Genomic DNA, 14,451 nt, shown 5'->3' on the forward strand with positions numbered 1-14,451 from the left:
TTATGCAATGCGGTTGCCTAAAATCTCACGGGCAATCGAACATTGTTCCTCATTGGCGGTTAAGTTACAGACTTTTTACTTTTTTTCTGTGATAATTCCGCCACGTTTACACGGATTTAACTTTTGGGCGGTGGATTATTCTGCCGCGAGCTAGCAGGAGAGCAATATGTCAGAGTTGTTGGCAGTGACACGTGAAGTGTTTGATGAAGTGATGGTTCCCAACTATGCGCCCGCCAAGATCATTCCGGTGCGCGGTGAGGGATCACGTGTCTGGGATCAGGAAGGCCGCGAGTATGTCGACTTCGCGGGCGGGATCGCGGTCAATGGTCTGGGCCATTGCCATCCCAAGCTGGTCGAAGCCCTGAAAACCCAGGGCGAGAAGCTGTGGCACCTCTCCAACGTGATGACCAACGAGCCGGCCCTGCGCCTGGCCAAGAAGCTGGTCGCCGCCACCTTTGCCGAGAAGGTCTATTTCTGCAACTCCGGCGCCGAAGCGAACGAAGCCGCCCTCAAGCTGGCCCGTCGTTACGCCATCGACAAGTTCGGTGCCCACAAGACCCAGATCATCGCCTTCCACCAGGGCTTCCACGGTCGCACCTTCTTCACCGTGAGCGTCGGCGGCCAGGCGGCCTACTCCGATGGCTTCGGTCCCAAGCCCGCCGACATCACTCACGTGACCTACAACGATCTGGCTGAGCTTGCCTCCGTCATCTCCGACAATACCTGCGCCGTGGTGATGGAGCCGCTGCAAGGGGAGGGCGGCATCATCAGCCCCACCGACGAGTTTGCCAAAGGGGTACGCGAGCTGTGCGACAAGCACAATGCCCTGCTGATCTATGACGAGGTGCAATCCGGGGTCGGTCGTACCGGCGAGCTGTTCGCCTACATGGGCCTTGGCGTCACGCCGGACATCCTCACCAGCGCCAAGGCGCTCGGCGGCGGCTTCCCCATCGGCGCCATGCTGACCACCACCGAGATCGCCTCTCACCTGAAAGTGGGCACTCACGGCTCCACCTACGGCGGCAACCCGCTGGCCTGCGCCGTGGCCGAAGCCGTGCTGGACGTGGTCAACACCCCGGAGGTGCTGAGCGGCATCAAGCAGCGCGAGCAACTGTTCCGTGACGGTCTCGCCGCCATCAACGCCAAGTACCACTGCTTCAGCGAAGTGCGTGGTCAGGGCCTGCTGCTGGGTGCCGTGCTGAACGATGACTACAAGGGACGCTCCCGTGACTTCCTGCTGGCCTCCATCGACCAGGGGTTGATGGCGCTGGTGGCAGGCACCAACGTGGTGCGTTTCGCCCCCTCCCTGGTGATCCCGGAAGCGGACATCAAGGAAGGGCTGGCACGGTTTGAGAAAGCGGTTGCTCAGGTGGTCAACGCCTGATCCAAGTTGAGGTGGGGAGCCCTCCCGGCAGGAGCCGGGACCCCACCTGTCGTCAATGAAAGGGAGTTGTCATTTATGTTGGTTATCCGTCCTATCGAGCAGCGCGACTTCGCCGGCCTCAAGACCTGTGCCATCGAATCCGGCACCGGCATGACCTCGTTGCCGGTCAACGATGAACTGCTGCAACGCAAGATCGATGCCTCGACCCAGACCTTCCTGGACAAGCCCGCCGGCAAGGGCGATTGCCTCTACTTCTTCGTGGCCGAAGACCTGGAGACCGGCGAGATGGTCGGTACCTGCGCCATAGACGCGGCGGTCGGCCTGTCCCAGCCGTTTTACAACTACCACATCGGCAAGGTGGTGCACTCTTCCCCCAAGCTCGGCATCTACAACGTGGTGGAGACGCTCACGCTCTCCAACGACTACACCGGCAACTCCGAGCTGTGCACCCTGTTTCTGCGCGAATGTGCCCGCGAGGGGCTCAATGGCCGTCTGCTCTCCAAGCACCGCTTCCTGTTCATGGCCGAGCACCCCGAGCTGTTTGACAAGACCGTCTTCGCCGAGATGCGCGGCGTCTCCGATGAGAACGGTCACAGCCCCTTCTACGAGTGGCTGCAAAAGCATTTCTTCTCGATGGACTTTCCCACCGTCGATTACCTCACCGGCATCGGCAAGAAGCGCTTCATCGCCGAGCTGATGCCCAAGTACCCCATCTACGTGAACCTGCTGAGCAACGAGGCGCGGGCCGTCATAGGCCAGACCCACGAGAAGACCCGCCCGGCCATCAAGATGCTGCAGGACGAGGGCTTCGTGAACCGTGGCTATGTCGACATCTTCGATGCCGGCCCCACCGTCGAATGCGACGTGAAGCACATCCGCAGCGTGCGCCGCAGCCAGAAGCTGGCGGTGCTGGTGGGCGAGCCCATCGGCGGTCACACCTACCTCATCTGCAACACCAGGTTCGAGCAATACCGCGCCTGCTACGGCAACATCCGGGTCGATCTGGACAAGCACGAAGTCATCATTCCGCCCAAGATGGCGGCCGCCCTCAAGGTGGAGAATGGCGACATGGTGCGGGTCGTCGATCTGGAATAACGGGTCCATATCACCGCATTGAAGCAGGCTGCCGAGGCGGCCTGTGCACCACAGGGAGTGAATTGATGATGTCTTTAGTCCAGTTTATCGATGGCCAGTGGCTGGCCGGTGAAGGCAAGCCGTTCGAATCAAAAGATCCGGCCAGGAACGAAGTGATCTGGCGCGGGGAGGCTGCGAGCGCAGCCCAGGTGGACGCCGCCGTCAAGGCTGCCCGCGCGGCCTTCTACCATTGGTCCGATCTGGCCCTCGAGGATCGTCTGGCCATAGTGCGCCGCTATGCCGATCTGCTCGGCGAGCACAAGGAGGCACTGGCCCTGACCATAGCCCGGGAAACCGGCAAGCCGCTGTGGGAGACTCGCACCGAAGTGGCGGCCATGCAGGGCAAGATCGCCATCTCCATCCGCGCCCATGACGAGCGTACCGGCACGGTGGAGAACCCGATGCCCGGTGCCAAGGCGTTCGTGCGCCACAAGCCCCACGGCGTGGTCGCCGTGTTCGGCCCCTACAACTTCCCGGGCCACCTGCCCAACGGCCACATAGTGCCTGCGCTCATCGCCGGCAATGCGGTGGTGTTCAAGCCCTCCGAGCTGACCCCCATGGTGGCCGAGGCCATGCTGAAGATCTGGCAGGAGGCTGGGCTGCCCAAGGGGGTGCTCAATCTGGTGCAGGGCGAAGTGGAGACAGGCAAGGCGCTGGCCGGCAATCCGGACATCGACGGCCTCTTCTTCACCGGCTCGTCCCGCACCGGCCACTTCCTGCACCAGCAGTTTGCCGGCCAGCCGGGCAAGATCCTGGCCCTCGAGATGGGGGGCAACAACCCGCTCATCGTCAAGGATGTGAGCGACATCGACGGCGCTGTCCATGCCATCGTCCAGTCTGCTTTTATTACTTCCGGCCAGCGCTGCACCTGCTCCCGCCGCCTGTTCGTGGAGCGCGGCGCCCAGGGCGATGCCCTGGTCAGGCGCCTGGTAGAGGTGGTCGGCCAGATCAGGGTCGGTCTCTATGACGCCGCCGAGCAGCCCTTTATGGGCGCCATGATCAGCGAGAAGGCGGCGCTCGGCATGGTCGAGGCACAAGCCAAGCTGCAAGCGCTCGGCGGCGAGAGCCTGCTCAGCCTCAAGCACCTGGAAGCGGGCACCGGCTTCGTCTCTCCGGGCATCATAGACGTGACCGCGGTCAGCGCGCTGCCGGATGAAGAGTACTTCGGCCCGCTGCTGCAGCTCATCCGCTACGACGACTTCGATGCCGCCATCGACCAGGGCAACGCCACCAGCTTCGGCCTCTCCGCCGGCCTGCTCGGCGACAACGAGGCGGACTGGAACCACTTCTTCAAGCGGATCCGCGCCGGCATAGTCAACTGGAACAAGCCCATCACGGGCGCCTCCAGCGCCGCGCCCTTCGGCGGTATCGGTGCCTCCGGCAACCACAGGGCGAGCGCCTACTACGCCGCCGACTACTGTGCGTACCCGGTTGCCTCGGTAGAAGACAGCAAGGCGAGCATGCCGGATCAGCTGTCTCCCGGTCTGACCTTCTGATAACAAGAAAATAAAAGAGGGGCACTGAACAGGTGCCCTTGTCTGTACCCGCAATCAAAGGAAAGAGAGATGCAAAAGGATATCGAGACCCTGTTTGGCCATCTGTGGGACAACTACATTCAAGTCACCCCCAGTGCCCACAAGGTTCACCAACTGCTGGGGGGCGGTGCCCCCATCATCAACGATCACGTGGCGTTTCGGACCTACAACCTGCCCAAGCTCGGTCTCGAGAAACTGGCGGCCCACTTCCGTGCCCTGGGGTACGAGGAGAAGGGCGAGTATGTGTTCAAGGCCAAGAAGCTCTATGCCAAGCACTTCGAACATGCCGATCCCGATGCCCCCAAGGTGTTCATCAGCGAGCTGAAGGTGGAAGAGCTCTCCGAAGGCGCCCAGGCCATCATCCACAAGCTGGTGGATCAGGTGCCCGACCACCTGACCGACACCCCGGCCTTCCTCTACGCCGGCGCCCCCTGGCAGGTCTCCCACGCCGACTACCAGACCCTGCTGGCGGAGAGCGAGTATGCCGCCTGGATGGCCGCCTGGGGCTATCGTGCCAACCACTTCACCGTCAACATCAACCGCCTGAAGGACTTCGACACCATCCAGCAGGTCAATGCAGCGCTCAAGGCGGCGGGCTTCGTGCTCAATACCGTCGGCGGCGAGGTGAAGGGGGATCCCCAGGTGATGCTGGAGCAATCCTCCACCATGGCGGACAAGGCCGAGGTGCCCTTCAGCGACGGCGTGCGCACCATACCGAGCTGCTTCTACGAGTTTGCCCTGCGCTACCCGCAGCCGGATGGCGTGCTCTACCCGGGCTTCGTCGAGGCGTCGGCGGACAAGATCTTCGAATCCACCAACGCCATGTAACGGCGGTTGTTGGTAAAAACGCCCCGGACGGGGCGTTTTTTTATGGCACTTTGCGCCTGGCCTACGCCCCCTTTACGCCCCCTTGACCCCGAAGCGCCGCGTTATTCGCTAGCATGATCCCGCCCGGACTGCCGGGCCATCGCCGCCCTCTGCCGGTCGATGACACTCGTTGCACGGAGTCATGCCATGAAGATTGTTCTGCCCCTGCTGTTGTCCCTGGTTACCTGCATCGCCATGGCGGCGGATCAGGGCAGCCGCACCCCGCCCAAGCCACCCCGCGAGATGTCGGCCGAGATGAAGGCGGCGTTCGAGAGCTGCGAGGAGAGTGGCAAACCGGGGGAGGCCGAATTTGACGGCTGCATGGCCAAGCTGGGCTTTGCCAGGCCGACGGGCGCTGCCCCTGGCGGCGACAAGGGGGAAGGGGAGGATGAGGTGACGGCAAACTGAGTGTGAGCTGGCTACCCATTCGGGGTGAGCCAGTTTGCAACCGCCGGTGTAGAGTGGGGGTCCAATGCCTCGGAGCCCACCATGTCTCGCTATCACTTCTTCAAACAAGGCCGGTCATTTACCTATCTCGATACCTGGGCGGTCGGTTATGACGATGAGCGTCGCCAACTGGTCGAGCAGGGGTTTGTGACTGTCGTTGCCCCCTCTTTTGCCGATACCCCGGCCGAGGCGCTGATGCTGTTGCAGGATCATGAGGCGCTGGAAGAGGAGCGCAGGGTGCACAATCCGTGGTACACAGTCGCCGGCATTCTCGGCCTGCTGGGGATGAGCTGATGGCCCTGTCTGGCAAGGGGGCCGGCGTTGCCACGCTGCTGCGCTGGTCTGTCTTGAAAGGGCCGCTCTGTCGCGGCCTGTTCAGCGTCCTGTTTATCTATCTGGCGTCCCTGCCGGCGGATCTCTATTTCACTTTCCATTGGGAGATGGCCCTGGGCCTCTTCCTGCTCGCCTTCCTTGGCGGACTCTGGCAGCAGTGGCGGGGGCTTCGCTAACCCGGTCTCACACCCGTTGCAGCGCCCCTTCGGTGGCCAGCAAGGTGGTCATGCCGCCAGCCTTGCCCGCCTGGATGCCGATGGGGGTGTCTTCAAACACCAGGCAGTTGGCCGGGTTGGCGCCGAGCAGCTCGGCCACTCTCAGGAAGGTGTCGGGATGGGGCTTGTGGTTGGTCACGTCGTCGGCGCTCACCAGCACGGGGATGAAGGCATCGAGGCCGGTATTTCTCAGTATGTGCGTCGCATGATCCCGGGTTGAGCCTGTGCCTATGCCCATGGGCACTTTGCCGTGGCAGCGCTTGACCAGCTCCCACATGGCGGGGAAGACGCGGACCTTGTCGATCCGCTCCAGGTAGAGGGCTATCTTGCGGCGGGCGAAGGCCTCCACGTCGATGGCCAGCCCGTGCTGCTCGGCCAGCATGGCCACTATCTTGCGGGTGGGAATGCCACCGTACTCGTTGAGCAGTGCCCGATCGAACGGCAGGCCGAACTCGGCGCTGGTGGTTTCCCAGGCATCCAGGTGCAGGGGCATGGAGTCCACCAGGGTGCCGTCCATATCGAAGATCAGGGCGTCGTATTGCTCAAACTGGAACTGCTCGGACATGGGGTACTTCCTCCTCGGCCAAAAGAGCACAGTACCAGATCCGCTCCCCGGATGCCGCGACCGCCGTCATGGCCTGGGCAGGCGGCGGGTTTGACCATGGGCTGCTGATTTATGAGACAATAATGCGCTCTGCGCCTCGGGTGCCGGCAACTCACTGTAGCGAGCCTCTTTTATGTCCCCAAAAACCGTCTTCTCAAGCGTGGCCCTGGTGATCGCCCTGGGCTCACTGGAAAAGAGCATAGTCACCACCCCCTTGCCCATCATAGGAGCCGAGCTGAACGCCGGCGCCGCCCTCACCTGGGTGGTGACCGCCTACCTGCTGGCGGCCACCGCCGCCCTGCCCATCTACGGCAAGCTGAGCGATCTGTTCGGCCGGGTGCGGATGCTCAACATCGGCATAGGCCTGTTTCTGGCGGGGTCGGTGGCCTGCGCCCTGGCCCAGGATCTGCCGACCCTGCTGGCGGCTCGTGTGCTGCAAGGATTGGGGGGCGGTGGCCTGATCGCGCTCGCCTTCACCGTCATCGCCGACTGCATTCCCCCGCGGGAGGTGGGCAAGTATCAGGGCTACATCTCGGCGGTCTATGCGGTCTCCAGCATCGCCGGCCCCCTGCTCGGGGGTTATTTCACCGAGCAGCTGAGCTGGCGCTGGATCTTCTGGATCAACCTGCCCCTCGGGGCCCTGGCGCTCTGGCTGGTGAACCGCAATCTGGGCCACCTCAATGTGCGCCGCCACAGTCGCTTCGACTGGAAGGGGGCGGCGCTGCTGATCACAGTCACCACGCTGAGCCTGTTGCTGCTCTCGCCCGAGACAGCTCTGCCTGCCATCTGGCTGGCGGCAGGACTGGCGATAGCCCTGCTGCTGCTGATCCTGGTGGAGCGGCGCGCCCACGACCCCATACTGCCCGCCCATCTGGCCCGCTTGCCCGGTTATCTGGTGAGCGTGCTGCTGGCGCTGGCCTCGCAACTGCTGATGTTCGCCGTGCTGGTCTACCTGCCGCTGCAGATGCAGTGGCAGAAGGGGATGGGGGCCAGCGAGAGCGGCCTCTACATGGTGATCTTCATGGTCTGCATCACGGCGGGGGCCTTCGTCGGCGGCAAGCTGATCGGCCACTCCGGTCATTACAAGCGCTTCGTGGTGGCGGGCTTCGCCCTGGCGGCGCTGGCGCTGTGGCAGATCCATTTCGATCTCTTTGCCAATCTGGGGCTGGGCTTCGCCGGTCTGGGGCTGGGACTGGTGCTGCCGGCCCTCTCTGTGGTGGTGCAAAACGCCCTGCCGCGGGAAGATCGCGGCATCGGCATGTCCCTGTTCAACTTCGGTCGCGAGCTGGGGGGCGCGGTCGGGGTGGCCATCTGCGCCGTGCTGTTCCACGGGGCCCTGCCGGCCGGGACCAGCCACAACCTGGCGAGCCTGAGCCCGGCCGAGCTGGCCCCGGGGTTCAGCGCCACCTATGTGGGCATGGCGCTGATCGCCAGCGCCGCCTTCCTCATCACGTTGCTGGCGTTGAAGCGCCACGAGCTGGCCAGCATCCCGGCCTGATGCGCTCCCTTGAGACGAAAAAGGGCTCCCGAGGGAGCCCTTGTTTGCGTGTGATAGTGCGGATCTGCCCATCAGGCCCCGGGTCGGACGGGGCGCAGGGCGACGATGGCCCCGCCAAAGAGCGCCATGGCCAGCAGTGCCAGGGCCACAGGCCCCGCACTGTAGGCAAACCCGGCGACGGCGGACCAGAGCGCCACCCCGAGGTGCATCATGGTCATCGCCAGCGACATCAGCATGCCCCTGTGGGCCGACGAGAGCCCGGCAATGTGGCCCTGCAGGGCGGGGGATCCTATGCCGCCCGCCAGCGCCCACAGTCCGAGCGGCAGCAGCAGGGCAGGCAGTGAGGCGGGAGAGAGATAGAAGCCGACGCTGACCGGCACGCAGACCACCAGGGCCAGGCGCATCAGGACGCGCCCGCTCTCGACCCGGCCAGACAAGCGGGGCATCAGCAGGTTGCCGATGACGCTGATGATGCCGAGAGCCCCATAGAGGAGCCCCACAGACCCCATCGACAGACCCAGGGTGTCGCGCAGGTGCTGGCCGACCAGATTGAACAGGCCAATGCCGCCGCCCAGGCCCAGGCACATGGCCAGCAGGGCGCCGACCGCCCCCGGGATGGCCAGCAGGCGGACGCCCTTCTCCTCCTGCTGCGGCGCCGATGTGTCTGCCAAAGACCTGCCGGCGGGCAACAGGGCCAGGGCCGCCGCCACTCCCCAGGCACAGAGGCCGAGCAGGATAAAGGCGGCGCGCCAGGAGTGCCACTGCGCGAGCAGCGCCCCCAGTGCCGGGCTCGCTATCATGCCCAGCGTCAGGCCGGACTGCACCCAGGCAATGCGCTTCATGGCATCCCTCCCAGTGCCGTCTGCCGCCAGGGCAAAGGCGATGGGCAGCATGCCGGCACTGGCGAGGCCGGTGAGCACCCGGCTTGCCAGCCCCCACTCGAAGCCATCGACCAGGCCGGTGGCGAGGGAGGCGGCCCCGAACAGCAGGGCGGCGGGCAGCATGATGCTCACCCTGCCGAGGCGATCCGAGAGGCTGCCGAGCAGGGGGGCGATCAGCGCCAGCGCCAGGCTGTAGGCGGTGATGAACAGCGTGACCCGCTCGGGCTGGACCCCCAGCTCCCGGCCTATGGGAGTCAGCAGGGGGCCCAGCATCAGCTCATCGGCACCCACCAGGAACGCAATAAAAAAGAGCAATACTTTCAATAACATGATCTTCACCTTACGCATGTGATACCGAGTTGGTGGCCGCGAGGGCGTGAATGTCCAGCACCCGATCCGGCCAGCCGGCCACGAAGGCCTGCTCGTGGCAGACCACCACCACAGTCCCGGCATAGTCCTGCAACGCCTGTTGCAGGGCCGCCTTGAGGGCGGCATCCAGGTGGGTGGTCGGTTCGTCCAGGAGCAGCAGGTTGCTGGGTTGCAGGGCCAGACGGCACAGTTTCACCCTGGTCTGCTCCCCGCCACTCAGGGCGGCGATCGGTTGCAGTGCCAGCTTGCCCGTGATGCCGACCCGGGCCAGATGCAGCCTGGCGCCCTTGTCATCGAGGGCGGGGCAGGCGGCCTTCACCAGGGCGAGCGGGCTGGCATCCGGATGGGGCCAGTGCAGCGCCTGTTCGAAGTAGCCCGCCTTGACCCCGGGGGCGAGACTGAGCCCACCGCCCAGGGGGGCCAGCTCCCCCGCCAGCGTCTTGAGCAGGGTGGACTTGCCGACGCCGTTGAACCCGGCGATCACCACCTTCTCCCCCCGGCTGAGGGTCAGGGTCAGGGGCGCCAGCAGCGCGCGATCATGGCCGATGACCAGTTCAGAGGCGGCGAGCACCTGCTGGCCGCCGCCCCCGGCGCTGCGAAACGCGAGGGAGACCCCCTTGTCCCGCTCCGGGCTGGTCAGGCGCTCGATGCGCGCCAGCTGCTTCTTGCGACCGTTGGCGATGCTGGCGTTGACCCCGGCGCCGTTCTTGGCGATGAACCGCTCCAGCTTGTCGATCTGCCTCTGCTGCGCCTGGTATTGCCGGGCGTGAGCGACATCATCCGCCCCCTTCTGGGCCATGGCCTTGTCGAGGTTGCCCTGGTATTTGCGAAGCTGCAGGCGATCGATATCGCAGATGCCGGTGGCGATGCGGTTCACGAAATCCCTGTCGTGGGAGACCACCAGGAAGGCGCCCGCGAAGCCCTCCAGGTAGCTTGCCAGCCAGGCGACGTGGGCGCTGTCCAGGTAGTTGGTCGGCTCATCGAGCAGCAGCAGATCCGGCGAGCGCAGCAGCAAGCCGGCCAGCATCACCTTGTGGCGCTGGCCGCCGCTCAGATTGGCCAGGCGGGTCTGCATGCCGAGCTGGGTGAGGCCAAGGCCGGCGGCCACCTCGTCGATCCGGCTCTCTATCTGGTAAAACGACTGGCTCTCCAGGGTGGTCTGGAGGCTGGCGGCCAGGGCCAGCTGATGGGGTTGGGCACAGCGCGCCGGACTGGCATAGATGGCCATCATCTCCGCCTCGGCCCGATAGAGGGGGGCAAAGGCCGTTTGCAGATATGCCCGTATCGTCAGTTGCCCGTCCAGCTGGGCATGCTGGTCGAGATAGCCCCGGTCAAGACCGGGCTGCCAGAGAATATCCCCGGCGTCAGGCTGGCGCTCCCCCTGGAGCAGCTTGAGCAGGGTGCTTTTGCCGACGCCGTTCCTGCCGCTGATGCAGATATGTTCGCGGGGAAGCAGGGTGAAGCTGGCGTCCTGGTACAGTGTCTTGTCACCGAGGTGACAGGTCAGATGGTGAATGCTGAGCAGACTCATGGTGCTATATCCATAAAAAACGGGGGCGGTACTTGGCGTACCGGCCCCCGTTTCAAGCAATATTGAAACTTTGTCCTGAAGATCAGAAACAAAAAGGCCGGCGATGAAGCATCTCGCCGGCCTTTTTCCTGTTCTCATCAGATGCGGGGTCGCCTCCCTCTCTGGAGGGCGCAAGCGCTATCTGATGAAGATTCAGAAGAGATGGGCTCCGGGCAACACTTCATCGTGTTAGTGCACGGAGCACAGCCTCCTGACAGAGCATTTGAACAGGATGTACAACATTGCAGAGCAGTCCAACATGAAATCTGGACGCAAAATACGCAGATCCCGGGGGAGAGTCAACCCGAACGCCCCTGACCAGGCCTGCTCAGCTCGGTTCTATGGGGGTCTGGCGGGAGCGCCATGGCGGGCTCCACGAGAAGCCAGACCGCCGTCTGGTAGGGGGCAAAGCAGCACTCTGGCTGGCCGGGGTAGTTGCCCATCAACAAACTGGCGCCGCTGGCTAGCTTGTCAAAATGGGGCATGGGCAAGGGGTCTGCGGTGAGATTGGCGAGCAGCAGCAGCACTTGCGTCTGGCCGGTGGCGGGATCCCGCCACCGGCGGCGATAGCCGATACGCAGGGGATCGTCTCCATCCAGCAGCTCGAAGTCGCCATGGCGAATGACGGGGTGGGCCTTGCGCAATGCAATCAGCCGGCGATAGCAGTGAAACAGGGAGTCGGGGCGGGCCAGCTGCTCGGCGGCGTTGATTTCAACGTGGTTGGCGTTGAGCGCGATCCAGGGCTCTGCCGTGCTGAAACTGGCCCGGGGGCCCGAGTCCCACTGCATGGGTGTGCGGGCGTTGTCGCGGCCGATGGCATCGAGGCGGCGGGCGAGCTCGGCGGGCGCCAGATCCGGCTGGCTGGCGCTGTAGTTGATGGCCTCCACATCGCGCAGCTCATCTGGCTGCCAGCGGCGATTGGTCATGCCAAGCTCCTCCCCCTGATAGATGAAGGGGGTGCCCTGCATCATGTGCAGCACCAGGGCCCACTGCTTGGCACTCAGCTCGCGCCATTCGGCGCTGTCGTTGCCGAAGCGGGAGACGGCGCGGGGCAGGTCGTGGTTACCCAGAAACAGGCTGTTCCAGCCTTGGCCGTGCAGCCCGCTCTGGTGGCGGGCCATGGCGCCTTTGAAGGTGAGGGGGTCAAAGCGGGAGGTCCATTTGCCCTGCCCCAGCCCCAGGTGCTCGAAGTTGAACACCATGCTGAACTCGCTGTCATCCGGGTTCGAATAGCGCCTCATCTGGGCCAGATCTGCCCCCCAGGTTTCACCGACCGTGATGATCCCCTTGCCGCCGAAGCTGGCGGCATTGAGTTCGCGGATATAGTCGTGCAGGCGGGGGCCGTTGCTCATGGCAAGGGGCGACCACTCTTTGCTCACCATGTCGATCACATCGAAGCGAAACCCCTTGATGCCCCTGGCCAGCCAGAAGTTGATCACTTCCGCCATCTCGGCCCGCACCGCCGGGTTGTCCCAGTCCAGATCGGCTTGGCTCGCATCGAAGTTGTGCAGGTAGTAGCTGCCGAGCGCAGGCACGAATTCCCAGGCGCTGCCGCCGAAGATGGAGTCCACCGGGTGGGCATCGACGAAGGCCTGGTCTCGAAAGACGTAGTAGGCCTGATAGCGGGGATCCCCCGCCAGCGCCTGCCTGAACCACTGATGTTCGGTGGAGGTGTGGTTGGCGACTATGTCCATCATGATGCCCATGCCGTGGGCGGCCGCCTCGGCAATGAGCGAGTCCATCTCCGCCAGGGTGCCGAAGGCGGGGTCGATGGCGCGGTAATCCGCCACGTCGTAGCCGTTGTCCCGCCTGGGGGAGCGATAGACAGGGGTGAGCCAGAGCAGGTCGACCCCGAGCGTCGCCAGGTAGTCCAGGCGCTGGCGGATGCCGTTGATGTCCCCCATGCCATCGCCGTCGCTGTCCTGAAAACTCATGGGGTAGATCTGGTAGATAACGCACTGCTCGAGAGCGAAAACGGGGTGAGGATGCATCAGCGCGGCCGGTGGCGAAGTGGTCCTGCCATGTTACGCAGAGGGCGTCGGGGACGACAGGGTGGGGAGGGCCTTGAAAAGGGTTCCATTATTGGCTGATTGCCAAAACTGCGGGCAGGGTCACAACAGCGCCATCCCGACCAGAGCGTGGTCGGGATGGCGGCGAACTCATATGGTCGCCGCCATGGGCCCTTATCGGGTCGCTTCGGTCTGTCCGGCGCCGGGTGCCCGCTGACGCTCGGCCTGGGCGTCCAGCTCCTTGCCGAGGAAGTAGTTCAGGAAGGTGCGGATCACCGCGATGATGGCGAGGCGGACGAGCTCCTCCTTGCTCGGCGCGACCGTGGTGGCCAGGATGTCGGCGGCGAGCTGGAACTCCAGGGCCAGGATGAGCCAGCTGCCGAAGCAGAGGCGAATGCGCGGAAAACCGGGCTCGTGATCCCGCACCCGCGCCGCCAGCCAGAGGGTCTTGCCAAGCCCAATCACCACGCAGGCGATGGAGATGATCTCCAGCAGCAGCTGGAACAGCTCGACCCCGTGCATCATGCCCTCTTTCAGGCTCGCTATCTCAAACACTGGGATTACCTCGCTGATTCAAAAGAGACACTTTTAGCACGGCATGGGGCCGGATCCAACTCAGAGCCCCTTGAGCAGCATGGCGACCTGCGCGATGGCATGACGGGCCGCAGGGCTGATGCCCGCCAGCTGGAAGAAACCGTGGATCACCCCGAGCTGTCGCTGACAGGTAGTCGTGACACCGGCTTGCAGCAGTTTGCCATAGAGGGCCTCCCCCTCGTCACGCAGGGGATCGTACTCGGCCGTGAGGATATGGGTGGGCGGCAGCCCCGCAAGATCAGGATGGTGCAGCGGGCTCGCCTCGGGATGGCTGGCGGGCAGCTCGCCCAGATAGGCCTGAAATCCGCTGAGCAGCATGTCACGGGTGATAAGGTAGTCCTCACCGAGCTGTTGATAGCTGTCACTGTCGCCCGCAGCATCGAGCATGGGATAGATGAGGATCTGGGCGGCGGGCAGTGGTGCTCCCGCCGCCTTGAGCCGCAAGGTGGTGACCAGGGCGAGGTGGCCACCGGCACTGTCGCCTGCGAGTGCGACCCGCCCGGGATCGCCGTGCCACTGCGGCAGCGCGGCCAGGATGGCGAGGGTCGCTGCCAGCGCGTCGTCATGGGCGGCAGGATAGGTATGCTCGGGGGCGAGGCGGGTGTGCACGGCAAACACCAGGGCATGGGCGCTGTTGCACAGCATCCGCATCTGGCGATCGTGGGTCTCGAAATCCCCGCTGACGAAACAGCCGCCGTGGAAATAGATCAGCACCGGATAGGCGGGGCAAGGGGGGCACTTGGGCTGGTAGAGCCGGATGGCGTAGTGATCGGCCTGCCACTCTTCGATGGCGCCCACCTCTGCCCGCTCGCCCCCCAAGACGGCAGAGGCAAGATAGCCCTCACGCCTGGCCTGCCAGCTTAGCTTGCTTGCCTTGGGGCGACCTGCTGCAATGAAATCCGCCACCATGGCCGCAATGGCCGGTTCAAGTTGTGTATCCATAACGCACCCATCAACTGTATATAAAAACAGGTATTGTGCGCTTTTGGCCCGGGAGCGCAACCGGCGTTA

General features: G+C 64.2%; 14 protein-coding genes. 8 read left to right on the plus strand and 6 right to left on the minus strand.

Annotation, left to right across the window (positions count from 1 at the left end):
• The first annotated feature begins 166 nt into the window (after positions 1-166).
• The 7 genes from HB860_RS03630 to HB860_RS03660 all read left to right on the plus strand — a co-directional run bounded on the left by HB860_RS03630 (position 167) and on the right by HB860_RS03660 (position 5,876).
• A complete protein-coding gene (locus HB860_RS03630; protein WP_247625770.1) occupies positions 167-1,384 on the plus strand; it encodes an aspartate aminotransferase family protein in 1,218 nt (405 codons plus the stop codon).
• A gap of 75 nt (positions 1,385-1,459) precedes the next feature.
• A complete protein-coding gene (astA, locus tag HB860_RS03635; RefSeq protein ID WP_139435675.1) occupies positions 1,460-2,479 on the plus strand; it encodes an arginine N-succinyltransferase in 1,020 nt (339 codons plus the stop codon).
• A gap of 65 nt (positions 2,480-2,544) precedes the next feature.
• Complete coding sequence (gene astD / locus HB860_RS03640; RefSeq protein ID WP_247625771.1) at positions 2,545-4,014, plus strand: succinylglutamate-semialdehyde dehydrogenase; 1,470 nt, start codon at positions 2,545-2,547, stop codon at positions 4,012-4,014.
• Positions 4,015-4,083: 69 nt separating this feature from the next.
• Positions 4,084-4,881, plus strand: a complete 798-nt coding sequence (locus HB860_RS03645; protein WP_247625772.1) for a DUF1338 domain-containing protein — start codon at positions 4,084-4,086, stop codon at positions 4,879-4,881.
• Positions 4,882-5,067: 186 nt separating this feature from the next.
• On the plus strand, positions 5,068-5,328 hold the full coding sequence (locus HB860_RS03650) for a hypothetical protein (protein WP_247625773.1): 261 nt from the start codon (positions 5,068-5,070) through the stop codon (positions 5,326-5,328).
• Between the two features lie 81 nt (positions 5,329-5,409).
• Complete coding sequence (locus HB860_RS03655; RefSeq protein WP_247625774.1) at positions 5,410-5,661, plus strand: hypothetical protein; 252 nt, start codon at positions 5,410-5,412, stop codon at positions 5,659-5,661.
• The gene (locus HB860_RS03660; RefSeq protein ID WP_139435663.1) at positions 5,661-5,876 is read left to right on the plus strand and encodes a hypothetical protein; all 216 of its coding nucleotides are present in this window, start codon (positions 5,661-5,663) and stop codon (positions 5,874-5,876) included. Before HB860_RS03655 ends, HB860_RS03660 begins: the two co-directional genes overlap by 1 nt.
• Before the next feature lie 7 nt (positions 5,877-5,883).
• Here HB860_RS03660 and HB860_RS03665 read toward each other — a convergent pair whose 3' ends face one another.
• Complete coding sequence (locus HB860_RS03665) at positions 5,884-6,480, minus strand: HAD family hydrolase (RefSeq protein WP_247625775.1); 597 nt, start codon at positions 6,478-6,480, stop codon at positions 5,884-5,886.
• 172 nt (positions 6,481-6,652) lie between these two features.
• On the opposite strand from HB860_RS03665, the gene HB860_RS03670 reads away from it, so the two are divergent.
• Positions 6,653-8,017, plus strand: a complete 1,365-nt coding sequence (locus tag HB860_RS03670) for an MDR family MFS transporter (protein WP_247625776.1) — start codon at positions 6,653-6,655, stop codon at positions 8,015-8,017.
• Positions 8,018-8,088: 71 nt separating this feature from the next.
• On the opposite strand, the gene HB860_RS03675 is transcribed toward HB860_RS03670, so the two are convergent.
• From HB860_RS03675 to HB860_RS03695, 5 genes are all read right to left on the minus strand, one after another.
• A complete protein-coding gene (locus tag HB860_RS03675) occupies positions 8,089-9,228 on the minus strand; it encodes an MFS transporter (protein ID WP_247625777.1) in 1,140 nt (379 codons plus the stop codon).
• A 10-nt stretch (positions 9,229-9,238) separates the two neighbouring features.
• On the minus strand, positions 9,239-10,798 hold the full coding sequence (locus HB860_RS03680; RefSeq protein ID WP_247625778.1) for an ABC-F family ATP-binding cassette domain-containing protein: 1,560 nt from the start codon (positions 10,796-10,798) through the stop codon (positions 9,239-9,241).
• Between the two features lie 338 nt (positions 10,799-11,136).
• On the minus strand, positions 11,137-12,771 hold the full coding sequence (locus HB860_RS03685; protein ID WP_247625779.1) for an alpha-glucosidase: 1,635 nt from the start codon (positions 12,769-12,771) through the stop codon (positions 11,137-11,139).
• A 249-nt stretch (positions 12,772-13,020) separates the two neighbouring features.
• Positions 13,021-13,401 (minus strand): DUF1622 domain-containing protein, encoded by a 381-nt coding sequence (locus HB860_RS03690; protein ID WP_247625780.1) that lies wholly within the window; start codon positions 13,399-13,401, stop codon positions 13,021-13,023.
• 60 nt (positions 13,402-13,461) lie between these two features.
• Positions 13,462-14,382 carry an alpha/beta hydrolase gene (locus HB860_RS03695; RefSeq protein ID WP_247625781.1) on the minus strand — a complete coding sequence of 307 codons (921 nt, stop codon included), beginning with the start codon at positions 14,380-14,382 and terminating at the stop codon, positions 13,462-13,464.
• Positions 14,383-14,451: the final 69 nt, after the last annotated feature.

The sequence above is a fragment of the Aeromonas genomosp. paramedia genome (genome assembly GCF_023093515.1).
GTDB lineage: Bacteria > Pseudomonadota > Gammaproteobacteria > Enterobacterales > Aeromonadaceae > Aeromonas.